This window comes from Priestia sp. SRI_019, assembly GCF_057586255.1.
In genome coordinates this window covers 97,648-113,203 of record NZ_JBYCZN010000005.1, presented here as the reverse complement: position 1 = coordinate 113,203, position 15,556 = coordinate 97,648, and the positions used below count along the sequence as shown (strand labels likewise).

Here is a 15,556-nt window from a genome sequence, read left to right as displayed (position 1 = left end):
AGCCGATCCAGTGTGAATAAGTTTTGTTCAAAGACATGTGTCGAATGCCAGTATTTTTACCTTGCATTGTACGATACATCCTTTCAAGTTACTTTCACTATGTCCAGCTCTTAAAGAAAAGCCAGAAATCTAAATATAACACCTCAGTTGATCTATGTCAAATAGAAAATTTGATTTTTTCACGTGAAACAATTATAGCTAAAACATGGTTAAATAAAGGGATATCTTTTTTATATGGAAGAGTTTTTTGATACGATAAGCTAGAGGAATCCTAGAGGAGGATGAAAAATGAATAAAAATGAACAGTTTCGAAATGATGTATTGAGCAGTGTAGAATCATTAACATATGAACAATTAAATCAACAGCCAGCATCTAATACATGGAGCGTTATGCAGGTATTAGAACATTTATATTTGATGGAGCGCATGATTGTTTCACGTGTAAAGGATCAGTTAGAAAACGGTGTGGATCAGCCAACTGAAGATAAGCCGTTTCATTTAGCGGTAGACCGTTCACGAAAAGTAGATGCACCGGCTCAAGTTACGCCTTCTAATGAAAAGCAGACATTAGAAGAAATGAAGAGTAAGCTGGCAGAATCAAGAGCGGCTTTAATAGAGCTAGAAGAAACAGCAAGTGAAGACAAGCTAAAGCAAAAATCATTTCCACACCCTGTGTTTGGGTTAATGGATTTAAAGCAGTGGATTGATTTTATTGGCTATCATGAAAAGCGTCATCAAGAACAAATAGAAGAAATCAAAACAGCAATTGGTGCATAAAAAAAACAGGCAGTCCGCCTGTTTTTTTATTTTTGGACCAAAATAGGATAGTCCGACATCATCCAAATACCAACACTATATGTTTGGGGATTATGGTTCCCTACGGTAGAGCCTGTTTGAATGGTAAACGAGAGTTGCAGAGGATCTTGATCGTAATAAATTGTTTGCTTGGTGGAAGGGGAATAAAGGCGCTTCGGAGGGATTTTAGGAACCGTATCCGTCGTATTAACAAAACAGCGGCTATTTGAAACAAGATTTGTGTATGTTTGAACGAATTGAGGATCACCTACTCGAGGAGCTCCGTAGTTGTACATTGTAACTTCTGGAAAAGATGCGTTTGTGGCGACATCTAAGGCATGAAGAGCAGCAAGTGCACCACCTAGGCTATGCCCTGTTATATAAAGTGGCTTGGGGGTAAGGGACTGATACGTTTCAAAAATTTCATCACGGCATGATTCGTAAACGGCTAAAAAACCTTCGTGAACGAGACCAGCTTGTTGATTGTATGGATAAGGGCGTTGCCTAATGCGAGCATCAGCAATCCAGTCTGCCTCAGATTGAGTTCCTCGAAAGGCAATTACGATAGAGTCATCAGATTCTAAAATAAAACCAAACCATTCTTGCACCCCTACGGCAGAAGCTTTAAACGATTTAATAAGCCGGTAGCCTTCAGGTACATCAAATGTGCCTCCCTGTGCGTATTGCTTATAAGCTAAGACGCACGCATAAAGAAGGTCTAGAGCTAAAGGACGATAAAATAAAGGCTCTATTCTCATCATTGTTTTTCACACCTTCTAATAGAAAATAACTCCTATAGCCTATGTGTTCCTGAGAAGAAAGGTGCAGATATCTCTCTTTTGAAAGCGATAATTATGGAATGTAAACGGTTTATCATTGGATGTTTTTGAGGATTTTATAAGTTTTTTTGTGTATTTTAACTAAAAACGAGTTTTAATTTAGAGTTTTATTGTTAAAATTTATAATTTAACTTATAATTTAAAATAGTCTGAATGAAAAAATAAGGGGGTTATCGTTTGGAGCAATTTGTAACGAGTTTGAATAATGTGCTATGGAGCACACCTGTTATTTATGGGTGTCTTGCGATTGGCCTGTTTTTCTCAATTTTAACGAGGTTTTTGCAGGTACGACACTTAAAAGACATGGTTATGCTGATGTTTCAGGGTAAAAGCTCAGAAGCAGGAGTTTCTTCCTTCCAGGCACTGTCTTTAGCGCTGTCGGGACGAGTTGGAACAGGAAACATTGCTGGAGTTGCAACAGCTATCGCTTTTGGAGGTCCAGGAGCTGTATTTTGGATGTGGGCAGTTGCTTTTATTGGTGCTTCTAGTGCATTCATCGAATCAACACTTGCTCAAATTTATAAAGTTAAACAAGATGGCCAATATCGAGGTGGTCCAGCGTACTACATTGAAAAAGGAACAGGGATGAAATGGTATGGCATTTTATTTGCTATTGCAGCACTTGTTGCGATGAGTATCTTAATGCCGGGCGTTCAGTCTAACTCCATCGCGCTTGGCATCGACAACGCATTCGGCGTTAGTCCAACGGTTACAGCAGTAGGATTAGTTATTATTCTTGCTTTTATTATCTTTGGAGGCGTTAAGCGTATTGCAGGAGTGGCCCAATTCGTTGTACCTTTTATGGCACTTGGGTATATTATTTTAGCTCTTATTATTATTGCCATGAACATTTCCGAGTTGCCGGGAGTTATCGCTCTTATTTTTAAAAGTGCTTTTGCATTAGATTCTGCTTTTGGAGGAATCGTTGGTTTAGCTGTTTCTTGGGGAGTTAAGCGCGGCATTTATTCAAACGAAGCAGGACAAGGAACAGGACCTCACGCAGCAGCTGCAGCAGAAGTTTCACATCCGGCGAAACAAGGCCTTGTACAAGCTTTTTCGGTTTATATTGATACACTGTTCGTTTGTTCAGCAACAGCGTTTATGATTTTATTCACAGGCATGTACAACACGGAAGGACCAGGCGGTTCATTTATTATTTCAAATTTACCAGGTGTAGAAGCAGGGCCTGGATTTACACAAGCTGCTATTGAAACAGTGTTGCCAGGGTTCGGAGCTGGCTTCGTGGCAGTAGCCCTATTCTTTTTCGCGTTTACAACGATCATGGCTTATTATTACATTGCTGAAACAAATATTGCTTACCTAACTCGCGGCAAGAACGGAAAGTGGGCTATGTTTGCATTAAAGCTTGTCCTTCTAGGAGCTACGTTCTACGGGTCAGTTAAACAAGCATCACTAGCTTGGGCGTTAGGTGATGCTGGACTTGGTATCATGGTATGGCTAAATTTAATTGCTATCTTAATTTTAGCTAAGCCTGCGTTAGTTGCATTAAAAGACTATGAAGCTCAGAAAAAACAAGGGGTAGACCCTGTGTTTGATCCTGTTAAGCTAGGAATTAAAAATGCAGACTACTGGGAGAAAGAATATAAGAAAGATGAGTCACAGGTTTCGTAAACAAGAAAATCCTCACATATGTGAGGATTTTTTTATGAAGAAAGTGAGACAGATGAGTTATTTAAGTTATATCGATCCTTCAAACAATGAATACGGTGCAGTTCTTCAAGCAGATGGTGAATTGCAAGCAGTTCGTACAGCATTGTTGTTTCTGTTGAAAAAGGCTGATCCGCTCTGTTTTCCTCCTGCTTATGTGCCCAAAACCTTTGTTTTAAAGTCAAAACAAGCATTTGATGCTGCAAAGAGCTTTTATATTGTTCATTTTGTAAGACGTTATGAAAGGAAGTGAAAGTATCCCATATTACTTGATGTCTTGCACTTTGCAGCTGATGAGCAGGCAAATAAATTAAATTACCAATATGGTAGAGAAGCTGTCTCATAAGAGAAAGTTTCTTATATTCATAGTGAAATTTTCTCATAGCTGTACGAGTGAAATGGTGAAACTTCCATTCTTTGCGCTGATACTCACAAAGCGTCTCAATTTTTTCAATTTCAGCAGAAAGCTGCTGAAATTGAAGCTTTGTTTGTTTATGACAAGCGTGTACTTGGGAAAGCTCACTGCCTCTTTGCTGTAAGACGCCGCCCATTTGTTTTGAGAGATTTTGAATTTTCCTCGTAATAATCGGTGTATAATTAGGAGGAAGAACGATGATATTCACAAGTGAAGAAGTGAGCAGCCCAATACTGGTGGTCGCTAAGCGAATTAAAAACGAGATAAAATAATGGTCATGCACAATCGTCAGCATAGCCACTCCTGTTAGCGTAGCAACGAGTGTTCCCGCATGCAAACGCAATTTAGAACAGGATATAATAGTAGAAATGGCAACAAGCATATAGGTAAGCGGCGTTACCCCTAATAGAAATGTGTAAAGCATGGCAAAAGCAGCTCCGATTGCTGAAGCAGGAAAGCGGATGAATGCTTTTTTGATAGAATCGGCAGCGGTTGGTTCAATCGTAACAATAGCTGTAATAACAGCGAGCATATAAGGCCAGCCAATGGCCTGACAAATGAGCGCAGTTAAAAAAACGGCAATGCCTGTTTTAATAATACGACCGCCTAAAAAATTGAATTTTTTTACGTTAATCATTATGCATACCTTCTTTAAAACAGTTAGTAATTTAATTATAAGGCATATTAAGGTGATAGGAAAACCCGTCTTAAAAACTAGCTTTCAAAAAACGAATAAATATACTATAATTTGTTTAAATATTTAAAAGAGGAGTACAACTAATGAAACAATTAATAAATGAAACAATCAATAAATTACAGGATACATTTTATGATGTAAGCAAATATATTGGGCAAAACCCTGAGCTTGGTCACGAAGAATTCAAAGCTTGCAAAGCATTAACGGATGTTTTAAAAGAACAAGGCTTCACAGTTGAAATTGGTACATGTGACTTACCAACGGCCTTTACCGCTGTTTATGACAGTCAAAAGCCAGGTCCGTCGATTGGGTTTATGGCTGAGTACGATGCTTTGCCGGATCTCGGACATGCATGCGGACATAACTTAATTGGAACCATGTCCATTGCAGCTGGTATTGGTCTTAGTAAAGCAGTTGCAGAAACAGGGGGCAAAGTATACGTATACGGCACGCCTGCAGAGGAAACACGAGGCGGCAAGGTGACGATGGCCGAGCAAGGTATTTTTAATCATTTAGACGTAGCTATGATGGTACATCCTTATTACTGCCACCAAAAAAGCGGACGTTCTCTTGCGATGGATGCCATTCAGTTTGAGTTCTTCGGAAAATCCGCGCACGCAGCTGCTGCTCCTCATGAAGGAATCAATGCGTTAGACGGCGTATTACAAACGTTCAACAGTATTAATGCGCTTCGCCAGCATGTGAAGCCGGATGTACGAATTCATGGAGTGATTACAGAGGGAGGCAAAGCGGCCAACGTTGTGCCTGATTATGCAGTAGCGCAATTTTATGTCCGTGCTTCAACTCGTGCATATGTAGATAGAGTGACAGAAAAAGTAAAGGCATGTGCAAATGGTGCTGCTTTAGCCACGGGAACAAAATTAAAAATCTCAAGCTATGAGTTTTCTTATGATGATATGCAAACGAATCAAACATTATCCGATGTCTATACAAATAATCTCATCTCATTAGGCGTAAGTGAACAAAGCATTACAGAAGACCAAGGCGATCATGGATCTTTAGATATGGGGAATGTAAGCCAAGTTGTTCCGGCTATTCATCCGTATATTCAAATTTGTGATGATTATTTTGTTTGTCATACGCACGAATTTAGAGAAGCGGCTTTAAGTGAGCAAGGAAGAGAAGCAATGATACTCGGGGCACAAACAATGGCATTAACAGGGTATGACGTATTAACAAATCAAGCGTTGCTCCAAAAAATCAAAGAAGAATTTAATGCTACAAAGTAAGAGATAATGATAAAACCATACTAAATAATACGCTTGCGACTGCAAGCGTATTATTTAGTATGAGAAGTGGGACTGAAGGGTTCGGAAAATTTGACCGTGGCGCTGTTCATCGCTCGCAGCTCGAACAATGCGGCTTTGAATTCGAGCATTTGTGATTCTTCTAGCGATTGATTGATAAAATGGAACGGTTTCCACTTCATCTTTAATGGATTCAGAGACCCCTTCTTGAAAAGTATTTGGCAGTTTTATGTTTAATGAAATCTGTGGGTAGCTGCCTGATAAATCATAATAGGCTTTAGAAAACCAGTCAAAGTGTTTAATTTCATCCTGCCGAATACCTGATATAGCTTGTTGAAATTGATTATTAGGAGCCAGCTCTGCTAGGCGTGTATAGTAGTGAATAGCGGAAAACTCATCGTTTACAGCTTTGTTTATATCTCTTAGAAGCTGTTCATCTAGTCTTGTATCATCTTCCCAATATTCTTCATGCCGGGAGTAAAATTCATACATATGGATATACCTCCTCACCGTTTTTTTCTCTTGTCGTCACCATCATCGTATGTGTAGACAAGAAAAGACGTACATTAAAAGAAAAAGAAAAAAGTTTAACAAAATGGTAAAAAGGGTATGTGCAGAGAATAGTATCAAAAAAGACAGAGGTTATCTTATGATTAAAATTGTAGCTAAAACCAAAGAAGGAGCTATTAAAGAAATAGAAATGAATGAGATTCGTTCAAGCCATGACTTTCAATGGTATTGGGTTGATTTTTACAATCCCACCGAGGAAGAAAAAAAGCAGCTTGAACAATTTAATTTTCATCCTTTAGCAGTTGAGGACTGTTTAAATCAAGGTCAGCGGGCTAAATTTGAGTTGTATGATGAGCATTATTTTTTAGTCTATTATGCCCTTCATAAAGAAGAGCTTGAGCACTTAGAAGTATCTGCGTTTGTAGGAGATAACTTTTTAGTCACTTACCATATGGATAAGCTAACGAGCGTGGCTAGGGTGTGGGAGCTTATCAAAAAAGACCCTGAGGCTACCGAAGATGGAACATGGGATATCATGTATGAACTCTTAGATCATACCGTTGACGAATACTTCCCTGTGCTTTATAAATTTGAAGATCACATAGACGACATTGAAGACAATGCAAAAGACGAACCTATGGATGAATTAATGAGGCAGCTTTATGACATCCGAAGTGATTTGTCACGAATGCGCCGTATTTTAAACCCTATGAGAGATTTAATGTATCGTATTATGTCAACGAATGCGTTAAAAGCAAAAGAGCAGGTTCGCTATTTTAATGATATTTATGACCACCTATTAAATATGATTGAAATTATGCAAGCAAGCAGGGATTTGTCAAATGACATCCGAGAAAGCTTTATGTCCATTAACTCGGATCGTATGAACTCGATCATGTTTACGCTCACGCTTATGTCAGCTATTTTCTTACCGTTGACGTTTATTGCTGGCCTCTATGGCATGAACTTTTCATATATGCCGGAACTGACGGGGAAATATAATTATTTTATTGTACTTGGCATTATGATTGGGCTTGTAGGCGTAATGGTCTTTGCCTTTTATAAAATGGGATGGTTCAAATATCGAAAAGGACCTAAACTATAAAGTAGATTGTAAACCTTCCTGTATAAATGTTAATCAACTCAGTAAAAATGAAATTAAATAAGCGAAGATCTTATCTGACTCTAGATAAGATCTTTTTCTTGTGCTATAAACAAGAAAAGCAGGGAAGCGAGGGAAGAATGTGAAACACGGAAGAATGGGGCTGCGCAGCATCACGGTGCTGCTTGTATGCATGGTGGTGATTCTATCGCTATTGTTAACGGATTTATTAGTTAGCAGTTCAATTGGAAAAAATATTCGGGATCAACAGGCTGAAAAAGCTCGGACTATTGCTACGATTATTTCAGAATCAACGAACGTGAAAGAAGGACTAGAGACAAAAACACCTCAGTCAATTCAAGAATTTACTAAACGAATTCGTGAAAAATCAAGCGTCTTGTTTATCGTTGTTATGGATATGAATGGAATTCGCCAATCTCACCCAGATCCTGAAAAGATAGGAAAGAGGTTTGCCGGAGGCGATGAGCAAAAATCATTGCACGGGAAATCTTATGTATCTGTATCAAAAGGAACGCTTGATAAATCTCTGCGTGCTTTTGCACCTATTTATAATGAGAAAAATCAGCAAATTGGCGCAGTAGCCGTGGGGATTTCTTTGAATAATGTAAATGAAGCAATTAGAGATGGGCATCGTCGAATTGTTTTAGGTTCATTAATTGGTTTACTTGTAGGCGTTCTTGGTGCTATTTTATTAGCGAATTACATAAAGAAAATTTTATTTGGCTTGGAACCTTCTGAAATTGCTAAAATTCTAGAAGAGAGAAGCACCATGCTGCAGTCGGTTCGTGAAGGAGTGATAGCTGTTGATAAAGAAGGTAATATTACACTTGCTAATCGTTCTGCACGCCGCTTATTTGTTAAAGCTGGGTTAGCACCAGAGCCAATCGGTTTGTCTATTCGAGAATATATGCCCACCTCCAGGTTGGACGACGTTTTGTCTACAGGGGAATCTCATTATGATGAAGAGCAAGTCATAAATGGAGTAGCCATTGTGGTTAATAGGGTTCCGCTAGTAGTAAACGAAGAGATTGTAGGGGCACTTTCTACGTTTCGGGATAAAACAGAAGTTAATATCTTAGCAGAGCAGCTAACAGGTGTTAAAATGTATGTGGAAGCGCTTCGAGCACAATCGCATGAATTTATGAATAAACTTCATGTGATTTTAGGAATGGTGCAGATGAATTATTATGATGAGCTAAAAACGTATATTCATCAGCTTGTTAATCACCGTGTCGATGAATCTAGTTCAGTGACTAAAACTATTAAAGATCATGCGTTGGCAGGGTTCCTTATGGGCAAAATGAGTTATGCTAGAGAGGAAAGCGTAGAACTGACGTTTTCCGCTGATGAAGTTATTCCAGAACCTTCAGATCCACACGTTACTCATCATCTCATTACCATTATTGGAAATTTAATTGATAATGCAATTGATTCAGTTTGTCATCAAGCCTCTAAAAAAGTGTCCGTTATGCTTGTGTATAAAAACAATAAACTTACGATTCAAGTCACGGATACAGGCTGCGGCATTCCTTCCGATACAATGAATCAGATTTTCAAGAAAGGCTTTTCTACAAAAGGAACGAGCAGAGGGTTTGGGCTGCATTTAGTAAAGCAAACGATTGATGAACTAGGTGGCCAAATCGTCATTGACTCATTTATAAATAGCGGTACCACATTCTATATTGATATTCCGTACGAAACAAGGAGAGATCAAGTTGATTAAAGTATTAATTGTTGAAGATGACCCCATGGTTGCTCAGTTTAATCAAAAGTACATTGAAGAGATAGAGGGGTTTACAGTAGTCGCTGTTGCTCATTCGGGTCATGAAGCCTTGGTGAAGGTAAATGAATATCAAGTTGATTTAGTGCTGCTTGATATCTTTATGCCTGGGCAAAATGGTTTGAGAGTTTTACAAGAGATTCGAACAAAACAAGAGGAAATAGATGTCATTTTTATCACCGCTGCTTCAGATGCCCAAACGATTCAGCAAGCTTTACGCTACGGAGCGATTGATTATTTGATTAAGCCTTTTACATTTGAACGCTTTTATCAAGCACTTTCGGCTTACAAACAAACATTTCGTACGTTAAAACAGCAACCTCAGCTTAATCAACAGGAATTGGACGGGCTGCTGTCTAATAAAAAAATAAAAGAAGCTCCTGTAGAGCCGTTGCCTAAGGGTTTAACGACAGGAACATTAGAAGTTATCGTAGAAGCCATTGAGCATCTTAAAGATCACCCTTTTTCGACCGATGATGTAGCTGAAAAAACGGGAATTTCAAGAGTGTCTATTCGGAAATATTTAAAATTTCTAACAGATATAGGTCTTCTTGGAGAAAGAATGACTTACGGCACAATAGGACGTCCTGTGTATGCGTACTTATACAATGAACAAAACCGTCACTTGCTGCATCACTACCTCGTTGATTTTGAAAAATAAAGAGATTGACCTGTGAGAGACGTCCGGTGCTATTTTGTCGGTGTGAGAATATTTTACTGTAGAGTGCCGGTGAGTTAAGTGGTATGGTTGATAATAACAAAGGAAAAAAACAAGTCGTTTGACTCAAAAAAGAGGTGGTTTCTTGATTGGAAGCATAGAACGCTTGACTGAATTACTGTTATCAGGGAATCAAGATGAAGCTTGGAATATTGTGTGGAAAAAAAGACAGCAGGGTTTCGATACATTTTATATTTTTCAGCAATTCATTTCAGTGTCAATGGCTCAAATCGGTATGATGTGGGAAGAAGATGAAATTTCAGTGGCTGATGAACATTTAGCTACTACTACCTGTGACTATGTTTTGTCACGCTATCAATTGTGTATAAGACAAGAAGTTATTAAAAATGAAAAAAAAGGTCTGTTTTTGTGTATAGAAAATGAGCAGCATTTTTTAGGGTTAAAAATGATTTCCATTCTCTTTGAAGAGCACGGATGGCAGACGAAACTTTTAGGAGCAGATTCTCCGCTTTTACATGCAACGCACGCTGTTGAACAATGGAAACCTGATTTAGTAGGAATCTCGTTCAGTTTAACTCATCATATAGAAAAAGCAAACGAATATATAGAAGGCTTACAAAAGACAAAACATCAGCCGCTTATTTTAGTTGGAGGCCGAGTAGTTTCAAACTATAAGTTTCCTCTTGTTCAAACAAATCAAGTTCGATTTATTGCACAGTTAGAGGAGTTGAAAGAGTTTTTTCATTATCAATCAATTAGGGGGATTAAGGTTGTCGACTATTAAATATGCTCCGCTTCCTGTTTTTATTATGGATGAGGAAATGAATATTCTAGCGCAATCTGATGAAGCAGCCGCTTTATTCGGAGAGGTTCAACATTTTTTAGAAATTGTTGACGAAGATAGTCAGATCAAAGCTAGAAAACGATTAGGGCAGAAGAAAAAAATAAAAACAGAATTAGTCATGCATTCGCGCAAAGCTAAGATGTCTCTTTATACCGTGAATTGCAAATGGGAGCAAGATAAGGCGCATGTAATATGTGTAGAGGAAGATTCTCAAATTAGAATTCTTTCAGAAAAAATCCAACAACATACAGCGCGTTTATCTGAAACAGACTTAGAACTGCTGTTGCAAAAAGAACGATTAGAAAAAGCAATGAACCGAGTTATAGAACTGTCAGGACCGTTTATTCATTTATCGAACAACATGGTGCTTATACCTCTGTTTGGCGATTTATTTGAGGAAGTCATCATGAAAAATGAACATCGGCTGCTCAGACAAATAGATGAGGAAACGGTTGATCGAGTTATCATTGACTTTAATGGAATAGGTCAAATTGATGAACGAGGTGTTGCAGCCCTAGAACATTTAATATGGGAATTTCAGCTAATGGGTGTACAGATTTATTTAACAGGTGTGACACCCGATCATAGTCAATGGCTTCACCAGTATCATTTTCAAGCAAATGTAAAATCTATTAGTAACTTAGGTCAGGCCATTCATCAATTTTTTACAACGGCATGAAATGGCTACAAAAAGTGAACACTTCATATAAAGACAATAAGACAGGGGATCAATATTGATAAACAGGTGATTAAAATTTGGTGAAACACGCGCGTAAAGTAGCTTTAAGAATTTCAATTATATATATCATTATTGGCGCTGTATGGATCTTGATATCTGATAATATATCTAGAACATTAGCGCAAGGTCGTTTTGAAGTATATATTTTTTTTCAACAATACAAAGGTTGGTTTTTTATTTTAGCTACGGGTATTATTTTGTATGGGTTGGTATATAGGAGAGCTTATAAACTAGTGGAGTCCCAGCAAGAGCTCGTAGTGAAAGAACACGAACTTCAAACGAGCAACCAGCATTATCAATCTTTATTCAAACATAATCCCGATGGCGTTTTTGAAATAAGTAAAACGGGTGAAGTTCTTCTTGCTAATCCTGAAGGTGAAGCAATCGTTGGATACTCCAGTGAAGAATTGCAAAAGATGAAACCTTCAGCTCTTATCGCAGCTGAAGAGTTTGATATGTGTAAAGAGTATTTTAAAGAAGTGCTGAATGGAAAAGGTGCTAAGTTCGAAATGAATGTGATCAATAGAAAGAGAGAAAGACGGTTGCTGAGGTGTTCTTTGCTTCCCATTATCGTTCATAAGCAGGTAGTAGGTGTATTTATGATTGCACGCGATATTACTACATACCGTCAAGATGAAGAGCTTATGATAACCTCGGAAAAAATGTCGGTTATTGGACAAATGGCAGGTGCCGTCGCACATGAAATTAGAAACCCGCTTACTTCTTTAAAAGGTTTTGTACAGGTTATGCAAGCCTCTAAGGAAACAAATGACACATATTTAGATATCATGATGTCTGAAATCGACCGCATCAACTTAATCTCCAGTGAAATGCTCATTCTTGGAAAAAAGCAGCATGTATCTTTTGAAAAGACCAATTTATGCGAGATTTTAAAACAAGTTATTACCCTAATGGAAGCGCAGGCCAATTTAAATAATGTTTCTATTTTATTGAAAGAAACAACAAAAAGGCCTATTTATGTTTCGGCTGATGCAAATCAGTTGAAACAAGTGTTCATCAATGTGATCAAAAACGGTGTAGAAGCTATTATGGAGAAAGGTCATATTACAATAACAGTTGAAGAAAAAGATACACGAGCATTGATTCACTTTGAAGACAATGGAATTGGAATGAGTCAAGAGAGGATTGAACAAGTAGGAACGCCGTTTTATTCTACAAAAGAAGCTGGCACTGGCTTAGGGCTGGCCGTGTGTTACAAAATCATGGAGCGTCATCAAGGTACCATGCATTTCAAAAGCGGTAAAGGAAAAGGGACAACGGTTACTATTGATATGCCAATTATAGAACGAAACAGCCGCCTCTCGTAGTTCAGAGAGGCGGCTGTTTTCATGAAAAAGAGAAAGTAAGCAGCTGAGCCCTTTGCGTCTGGATCCATATAGGACATAAAACCTCCTTCTTATACAAGTTTTCGTCCATAATAAAGAGGATCATATTGTTTTCTATAGAAGCAATAGTGTATCATAGTTGAAGCTATGTTTATTGATGTAGAAAAGTTAAGGTAACAACCGATTTTTCTACTGACGGATTGACAGGGTCCCTTGGGATAAGAAAGGTTTATTTATAAATAGAAATTAAGGTCAGTATTAACGCACATGACCACTGATACATTCGTTTAATTGAAATGAAAAAAATCGTTTATAATATCGAGAAAAGCATGGAAAAGGAGATAGATATGAGTCAGTTTATAGAGACTTTACAGCCTTTTTTACAAGAGGCGTGGAAAAAAGCAGGATTCAATGAGCCTACTGCCATTCAAACGAAAGCTATTTCAGAGATTTTAGCTAATAAAGATGTAATAGGAGAATCCCCAACGGGAACAGGAAAGACGCTGGCATATTTGTTGCCTGTCTTACATCGCATTCAGCCGGGACCATCTCATATTCAAGCAGTTATTTTAGCATCTTCCCATGAATTAGTTATGCAAATTCACGGTGAAATTCAAACTTGGTCCCAGGGCAGCGGTATTTCAAGCGCTGCGTTTATTGGCGGAGCAAATATGAAACGGCAATTAGAAAAACTCAAAAAACGTCCTAATATTATTGTTGGTACCCCAGGACGTTTGAACGAGCTAATTAAAATGAAGAAATTAAAAATGCACGAAGTCAAAACAATTGTGATTGATGAAGCGGATCAGTTGTTTGTACCTGAGCATGTTCAAACGGTTCAACAGATTGTGAAAATGGCGTTAAGTGATCGTCAAATCCTAGTCTTCTCAGCTACTGTATCAGAACGTACCAAATCGCTAGCGAAAGATATGATGAACCACCCTCTTGAAATAGAGGTAGGAAGAGATGAACTACCGGCTTCGAAGGTAGAGCATGTATACATCAAAAGTGAAGCTAGAGATAAAGTGGACGTGCTTAGAAAACTAGTTCGTCAAGAACAAATGAAAGCTTTAGCCTTTTTTAAAGGAATTGATACTCTAATCGAGTTTGAAGAAAAATTAACATTTAAGCGTGTAGAGGCAGGCTCTTTACACAGTGAAACGAAAAAAGAAGATCGTGCTACGACGATTAAAGGGTTTCGAAAAGGAGATTTCCCTGTCTTATTAGCAACGGATGTCGCAGCTAGAGGATTAGACATTAAGGGATTGACGCATGTCATTCACATCGATGTTCCTCAAGATGCAGATCAATACGTACATCGCTCAGGTAGAACAGGCAGATCGGGAGCAGAAGGTACAGTCATTTCTCTTGTGACTGAACGTGAAGAGCGAAATTTAAAACAAATCGCCCGTGAACTTAAACTTTCATTAGTGAAAAAAGAGCTTTATATGGGTGAAATCGTGGATGAAGGAACAAAAGAGCAGTCCCGTACAGCTAAAAAACCTTCAAAAAAGCCATTTAACAAGAAAAAGAAACAAAAAGGTCGAATGTAAACTAGGTATTCTTCCTTTTTATAACAGCAGTGTCACAACCTAAAAAACAACGTCTACTGCTTTATTACAGCAGCCTGGCGTTGTTTATTTTCTCTATTTTCCCTGTATAAATAAGTAAAAAAAGAGAAATGTAGATATTTTTTCCTAGGTATGAAAATAGTTTGAATGATGGATTTTGTTTTTTGTAACCTTATTTTAACATTACTTTAAGAGACTTCTAATAAAAGAGGAAGAAGGACGTGGGGACATTTTATGGATGCAATTGATGATCTCTTTGACGACATAGAGCGAAGAAGAAAAAGTAAAGAATATAGTCGAGATGCAGATCAATTAGAATCATATTTACATGAAGTTCAACGTATCATGGAATTTCTTGAAGAGGGTATCTATCTGTTTCAAAATTCGCACCAACAATATGCGTCAGATTGGTCAGGGCGTTCTAAGAGCTCATATGAGGATATTTATAATGATATTACGCAATCTACTTTTCATCTGTACGACGTAAGGGATGAATTGTTTCAAACTTTACGCTTAGAAATTTCACGACTAAGAGAGTTAGCATCGGCGTAATAAATAACATTATCGACTCACTCCTTTAGAAAGTGAGTCTTTCCGTATAGGCTTAAAAAATGTTTAGATGATGACTGAAGGCTTACAAGAGATAGGGGGACGGACATACATGGAGATAAAAGTAAATCCAGAGGTGCTGCAGACATTTGCAGAGCGAATTCAGCAGTCTCATTCACAGACGGCTGATGCACTTCAAAAACTAAGCTGGGAAGCTACAAATCTACATTTCTTGTCTGTTGCAGATATTGATAAAGTGCTGGACTTGCAGGAAGAGTTACAGCATATGATTCGCAAACTTGATTCGCTGACGGAAAACGCACATTTATTAGTAAAAGATACTGCAGAACAAATGAGAAAAGCAGATGGAGAGCTAGAAGGCTCTTCAGGCTGGACGGAGTTTTGGTCGAGCGTATGGAGCGATGGGAGCACCCATTCACAAGATACGTGGAATGATATAAAGAACTTAAAAGAATGGAATACGTATGACAATATGCATAGAACGATTGAAAAACCTTTAGGTACTCTTAATGTTATGTGGAATTCGCTTTCTATGTCTTGGGAAGAAAAAGTAGTGAATGGTTCTACATGCAGTCGAACGGAATTTTTTACTTATGGCGTTATTCAAATGGGGTTGGGCATTTTAAGTCAGGAAATGAATCCTTCAAACATTATGTTTAGTGACAGCACAGAGGAAGTGAAGAGAGAATGAATGAAGTATATGATGGCGCTG

The 15,556-nt window shown here is 38.1% G+C and carries 15 protein-coding genes; 12 read left to right on the top strand and 3 right to left on the bottom strand.

The window, feature by feature from the left end; translation table 11 throughout:
• The first annotated feature begins 288 nt into the window (after nt 1-288).
• Nucleotides 289-777 carry a DinB family protein gene (locus tag AC2YJL_RS23260; RefSeq protein ID WP_050688463.1) on the top strand — a complete coding sequence of 163 codons (489 nt, stop codon included), beginning with the start codon at nt 289-291 and terminating at the stop codon, nt 775-777.
• A 26-nt stretch (nt 778-803) separates the two neighbouring features.
• Here AC2YJL_RS23260 and AC2YJL_RS23255 read toward each other — a convergent pair whose 3' ends face one another.
• On the bottom strand, nt 804-1,556 hold the full coding sequence (locus AC2YJL_RS23255) for a lipase family protein (protein WP_013081488.1): 753 nt from the start codon (nt 1,554-1,556) through the stop codon (nt 804-806).
• A gap of 255 nt (nt 1,557-1,811) precedes the next feature.
• Here AC2YJL_RS23255 and AC2YJL_RS23250 point away from each other — a divergent pair, with 255 nt between their 5' ends.
• Nucleotides 1,812-3,266 carry an alanine/glycine:cation symporter family protein gene (locus AC2YJL_RS23250; protein WP_028412486.1) on the top strand — a complete coding sequence of 485 codons (1,455 nt, stop codon included), beginning with the start codon at nt 1,812-1,814 and terminating at the stop codon, nt 3,264-3,266.
• A 32-nt stretch (nt 3,267-3,298) separates the two neighbouring features.
• On the opposite strand, the gene AC2YJL_RS23245 is transcribed toward AC2YJL_RS23250, so the two are convergent.
• A complete protein-coding gene (locus tag AC2YJL_RS23245; RefSeq protein ID WP_487374988.1) occupies nt 3,299-4,354 on the bottom strand; it encodes an aromatic acid exporter family protein in 1,056 nt (351 codons plus the stop codon).
• 143 nt (nt 4,355-4,497) lie between these two features.
• Here AC2YJL_RS23245 and AC2YJL_RS23240 point away from each other — a divergent pair, with 143 nt between their 5' ends.
• Nucleotides 4,498-5,664 carry a M20 family metallopeptidase gene (locus AC2YJL_RS23240; protein WP_487374987.1) on the top strand — a complete coding sequence of 389 codons (1,167 nt, stop codon included), beginning with the start codon at nt 4,498-4,500 and terminating at the stop codon, nt 5,662-5,664.
• Nucleotides 5,665-5,718: 54 nt separating this feature from the next.
• Here AC2YJL_RS23240 and AC2YJL_RS23235 read toward each other — a convergent pair whose 3' ends face one another.
• Nucleotides 5,719-6,174, bottom strand: a complete 456-nt coding sequence (locus AC2YJL_RS23235; protein ID WP_050688467.1) for a ferritin-like domain-containing protein — start codon at nt 6,172-6,174, stop codon at nt 5,719-5,721.
• A gap of 157 nt (nt 6,175-6,331) precedes the next feature.
• Here AC2YJL_RS23235 and corA point away from each other — a divergent pair, with 157 nt between their 5' ends.
• From corA to AC2YJL_RS23190, 9 genes are all read left to right on the top strand, one after another.
• Entirely contained in the window at nt 6,332-7,297 is a 966-nt protein-coding gene (gene corA / locus AC2YJL_RS23230) for a magnesium/cobalt transporter CorA (protein WP_013055095.1), read from the top strand.
• Between the two features lie 154 nt (nt 7,298-7,451).
• A complete protein-coding gene (gene dcuS, locus AC2YJL_RS23225) occupies nt 7,452-9,038 on the top strand; it encodes a DcuS/MalK family sensor histidine kinase (protein WP_050688508.1) in 1,587 nt (528 codons plus the stop codon).
• Complete coding sequence (locus tag AC2YJL_RS23220; protein ID WP_025752831.1) at nt 9,031-9,756, top strand: response regulator; 726 nt, start codon at nt 9,031-9,033, stop codon at nt 9,754-9,756. Before dcuS ends, AC2YJL_RS23220 begins: the two co-directional genes overlap by 8 nt.
• Nucleotides 9,757-9,898: 142 nt before the next feature.
• Nucleotides 9,899-10,558 (top strand): cobalamin B12-binding domain-containing protein, encoded by a 660-nt coding sequence (locus AC2YJL_RS23215; RefSeq protein WP_050688468.1) that lies wholly within the window; start codon nt 9,899-9,901, stop codon nt 10,556-10,558.
• Nucleotides 10,545-11,297 (top strand): STAS domain-containing protein, encoded by a 753-nt coding sequence (locus tag AC2YJL_RS23210; protein WP_050688469.1) that lies wholly within the window; start codon nt 10,545-10,547, stop codon nt 11,295-11,297. Before AC2YJL_RS23215 ends, AC2YJL_RS23210 begins: the two co-directional genes overlap by 14 nt.
• Before the next feature lie 80 nt (nt 11,298-11,377).
• On the top strand, nt 11,378-12,685 hold the full coding sequence (locus AC2YJL_RS23205; RefSeq protein WP_242614835.1) for an ATP-binding protein: 1,308 nt from the start codon (nt 11,378-11,380) through the stop codon (nt 12,683-12,685).
• Between the two features lie 365 nt (nt 12,686-13,050).
• Nucleotides 13,051-14,256 (top strand): DEAD/DEAH box helicase, encoded by a 1,206-nt coding sequence (locus AC2YJL_RS23200; RefSeq protein ID WP_487374986.1) that lies wholly within the window; start codon nt 13,051-13,053, stop codon nt 14,254-14,256.
• A 252-nt stretch (nt 14,257-14,508) separates the two neighbouring features.
• A complete protein-coding gene (locus AC2YJL_RS23195; RefSeq protein WP_013055102.1) occupies nt 14,509-14,826 on the top strand; it encodes a hypothetical protein in 318 nt (105 codons plus the stop codon).
• 109 nt (nt 14,827-14,935) lie between these two features.
• The gene (locus tag AC2YJL_RS23190) at nt 14,936-15,535 is read left to right on the top strand and encodes a WXG100 family type VII secretion target (RefSeq protein WP_013055103.1); all 600 of its coding nucleotides are present in this window, start codon (nt 14,936-14,938) and stop codon (nt 15,533-15,535) included.
• Nucleotides 15,536-15,556 lie beyond the last annotated feature (21 nt).

Coding starts and splice junctions, on each gene's coding strand:
- AC2YJL_RS23235 (WP_050688467.1), bottom strand. CDS start 6,174: ATGTATGAATTTTACTCCCGGCATGAAGAATATTGGGAAGATGATACA.
- AC2YJL_RS23195 (WP_013055102.1), top strand. CDS start 14,509: ATGGATGCAATTGATGATCTCTTTGACGACATAGAGCGAAGAAGAAAA.
- corA (WP_013055095.1), top strand. CDS start 6,332: ATGATTAAAATTGTAGCTAAAACCAAAGAAGGAGCTATTAAAGAAATA.
- dcuS (WP_050688508.1), top strand. CDS start 7,452: ATGGGGCTGCGCAGCATCACGGTGCTGCTTGTATGCATGGTGGTGATT.
- AC2YJL_RS23255 (WP_013081488.1), bottom strand. CDS start 1,556: ATGATGAGAATAGAGCCTTTATTTTATCGTCCTTTAGCTCTAGACCTT.
- AC2YJL_RS23200 (WP_487374986.1), top strand. CDS start 13,051: ATGAGTCAGTTTATAGAGACTTTACAGCCTTTTTTACAAGAGGCGTGG.
- AC2YJL_RS23190 (WP_013055103.1), top strand. CDS start 14,936: ATGGAGATAAAAGTAAATCCAGAGGTGCTGCAGACATTTGCAGAGCGA.
- AC2YJL_RS23245 (WP_487374988.1), bottom strand. CDS start 4,354: ATGATTAACGTAAAAAAATTCAATTTTTTAGGCGGTCGTATTATTAAA.
- AC2YJL_RS23260 (WP_050688463.1), top strand. CDS start 289: ATGAATAAAAATGAACAGTTTCGAAATGATGTATTGAGCAGTGTAGAA.
- AC2YJL_RS23240 (WP_487374987.1), top strand. CDS start 4,498: ATGAAACAATTAATAAATGAAACAATCAATAAATTACAGGATACATTT.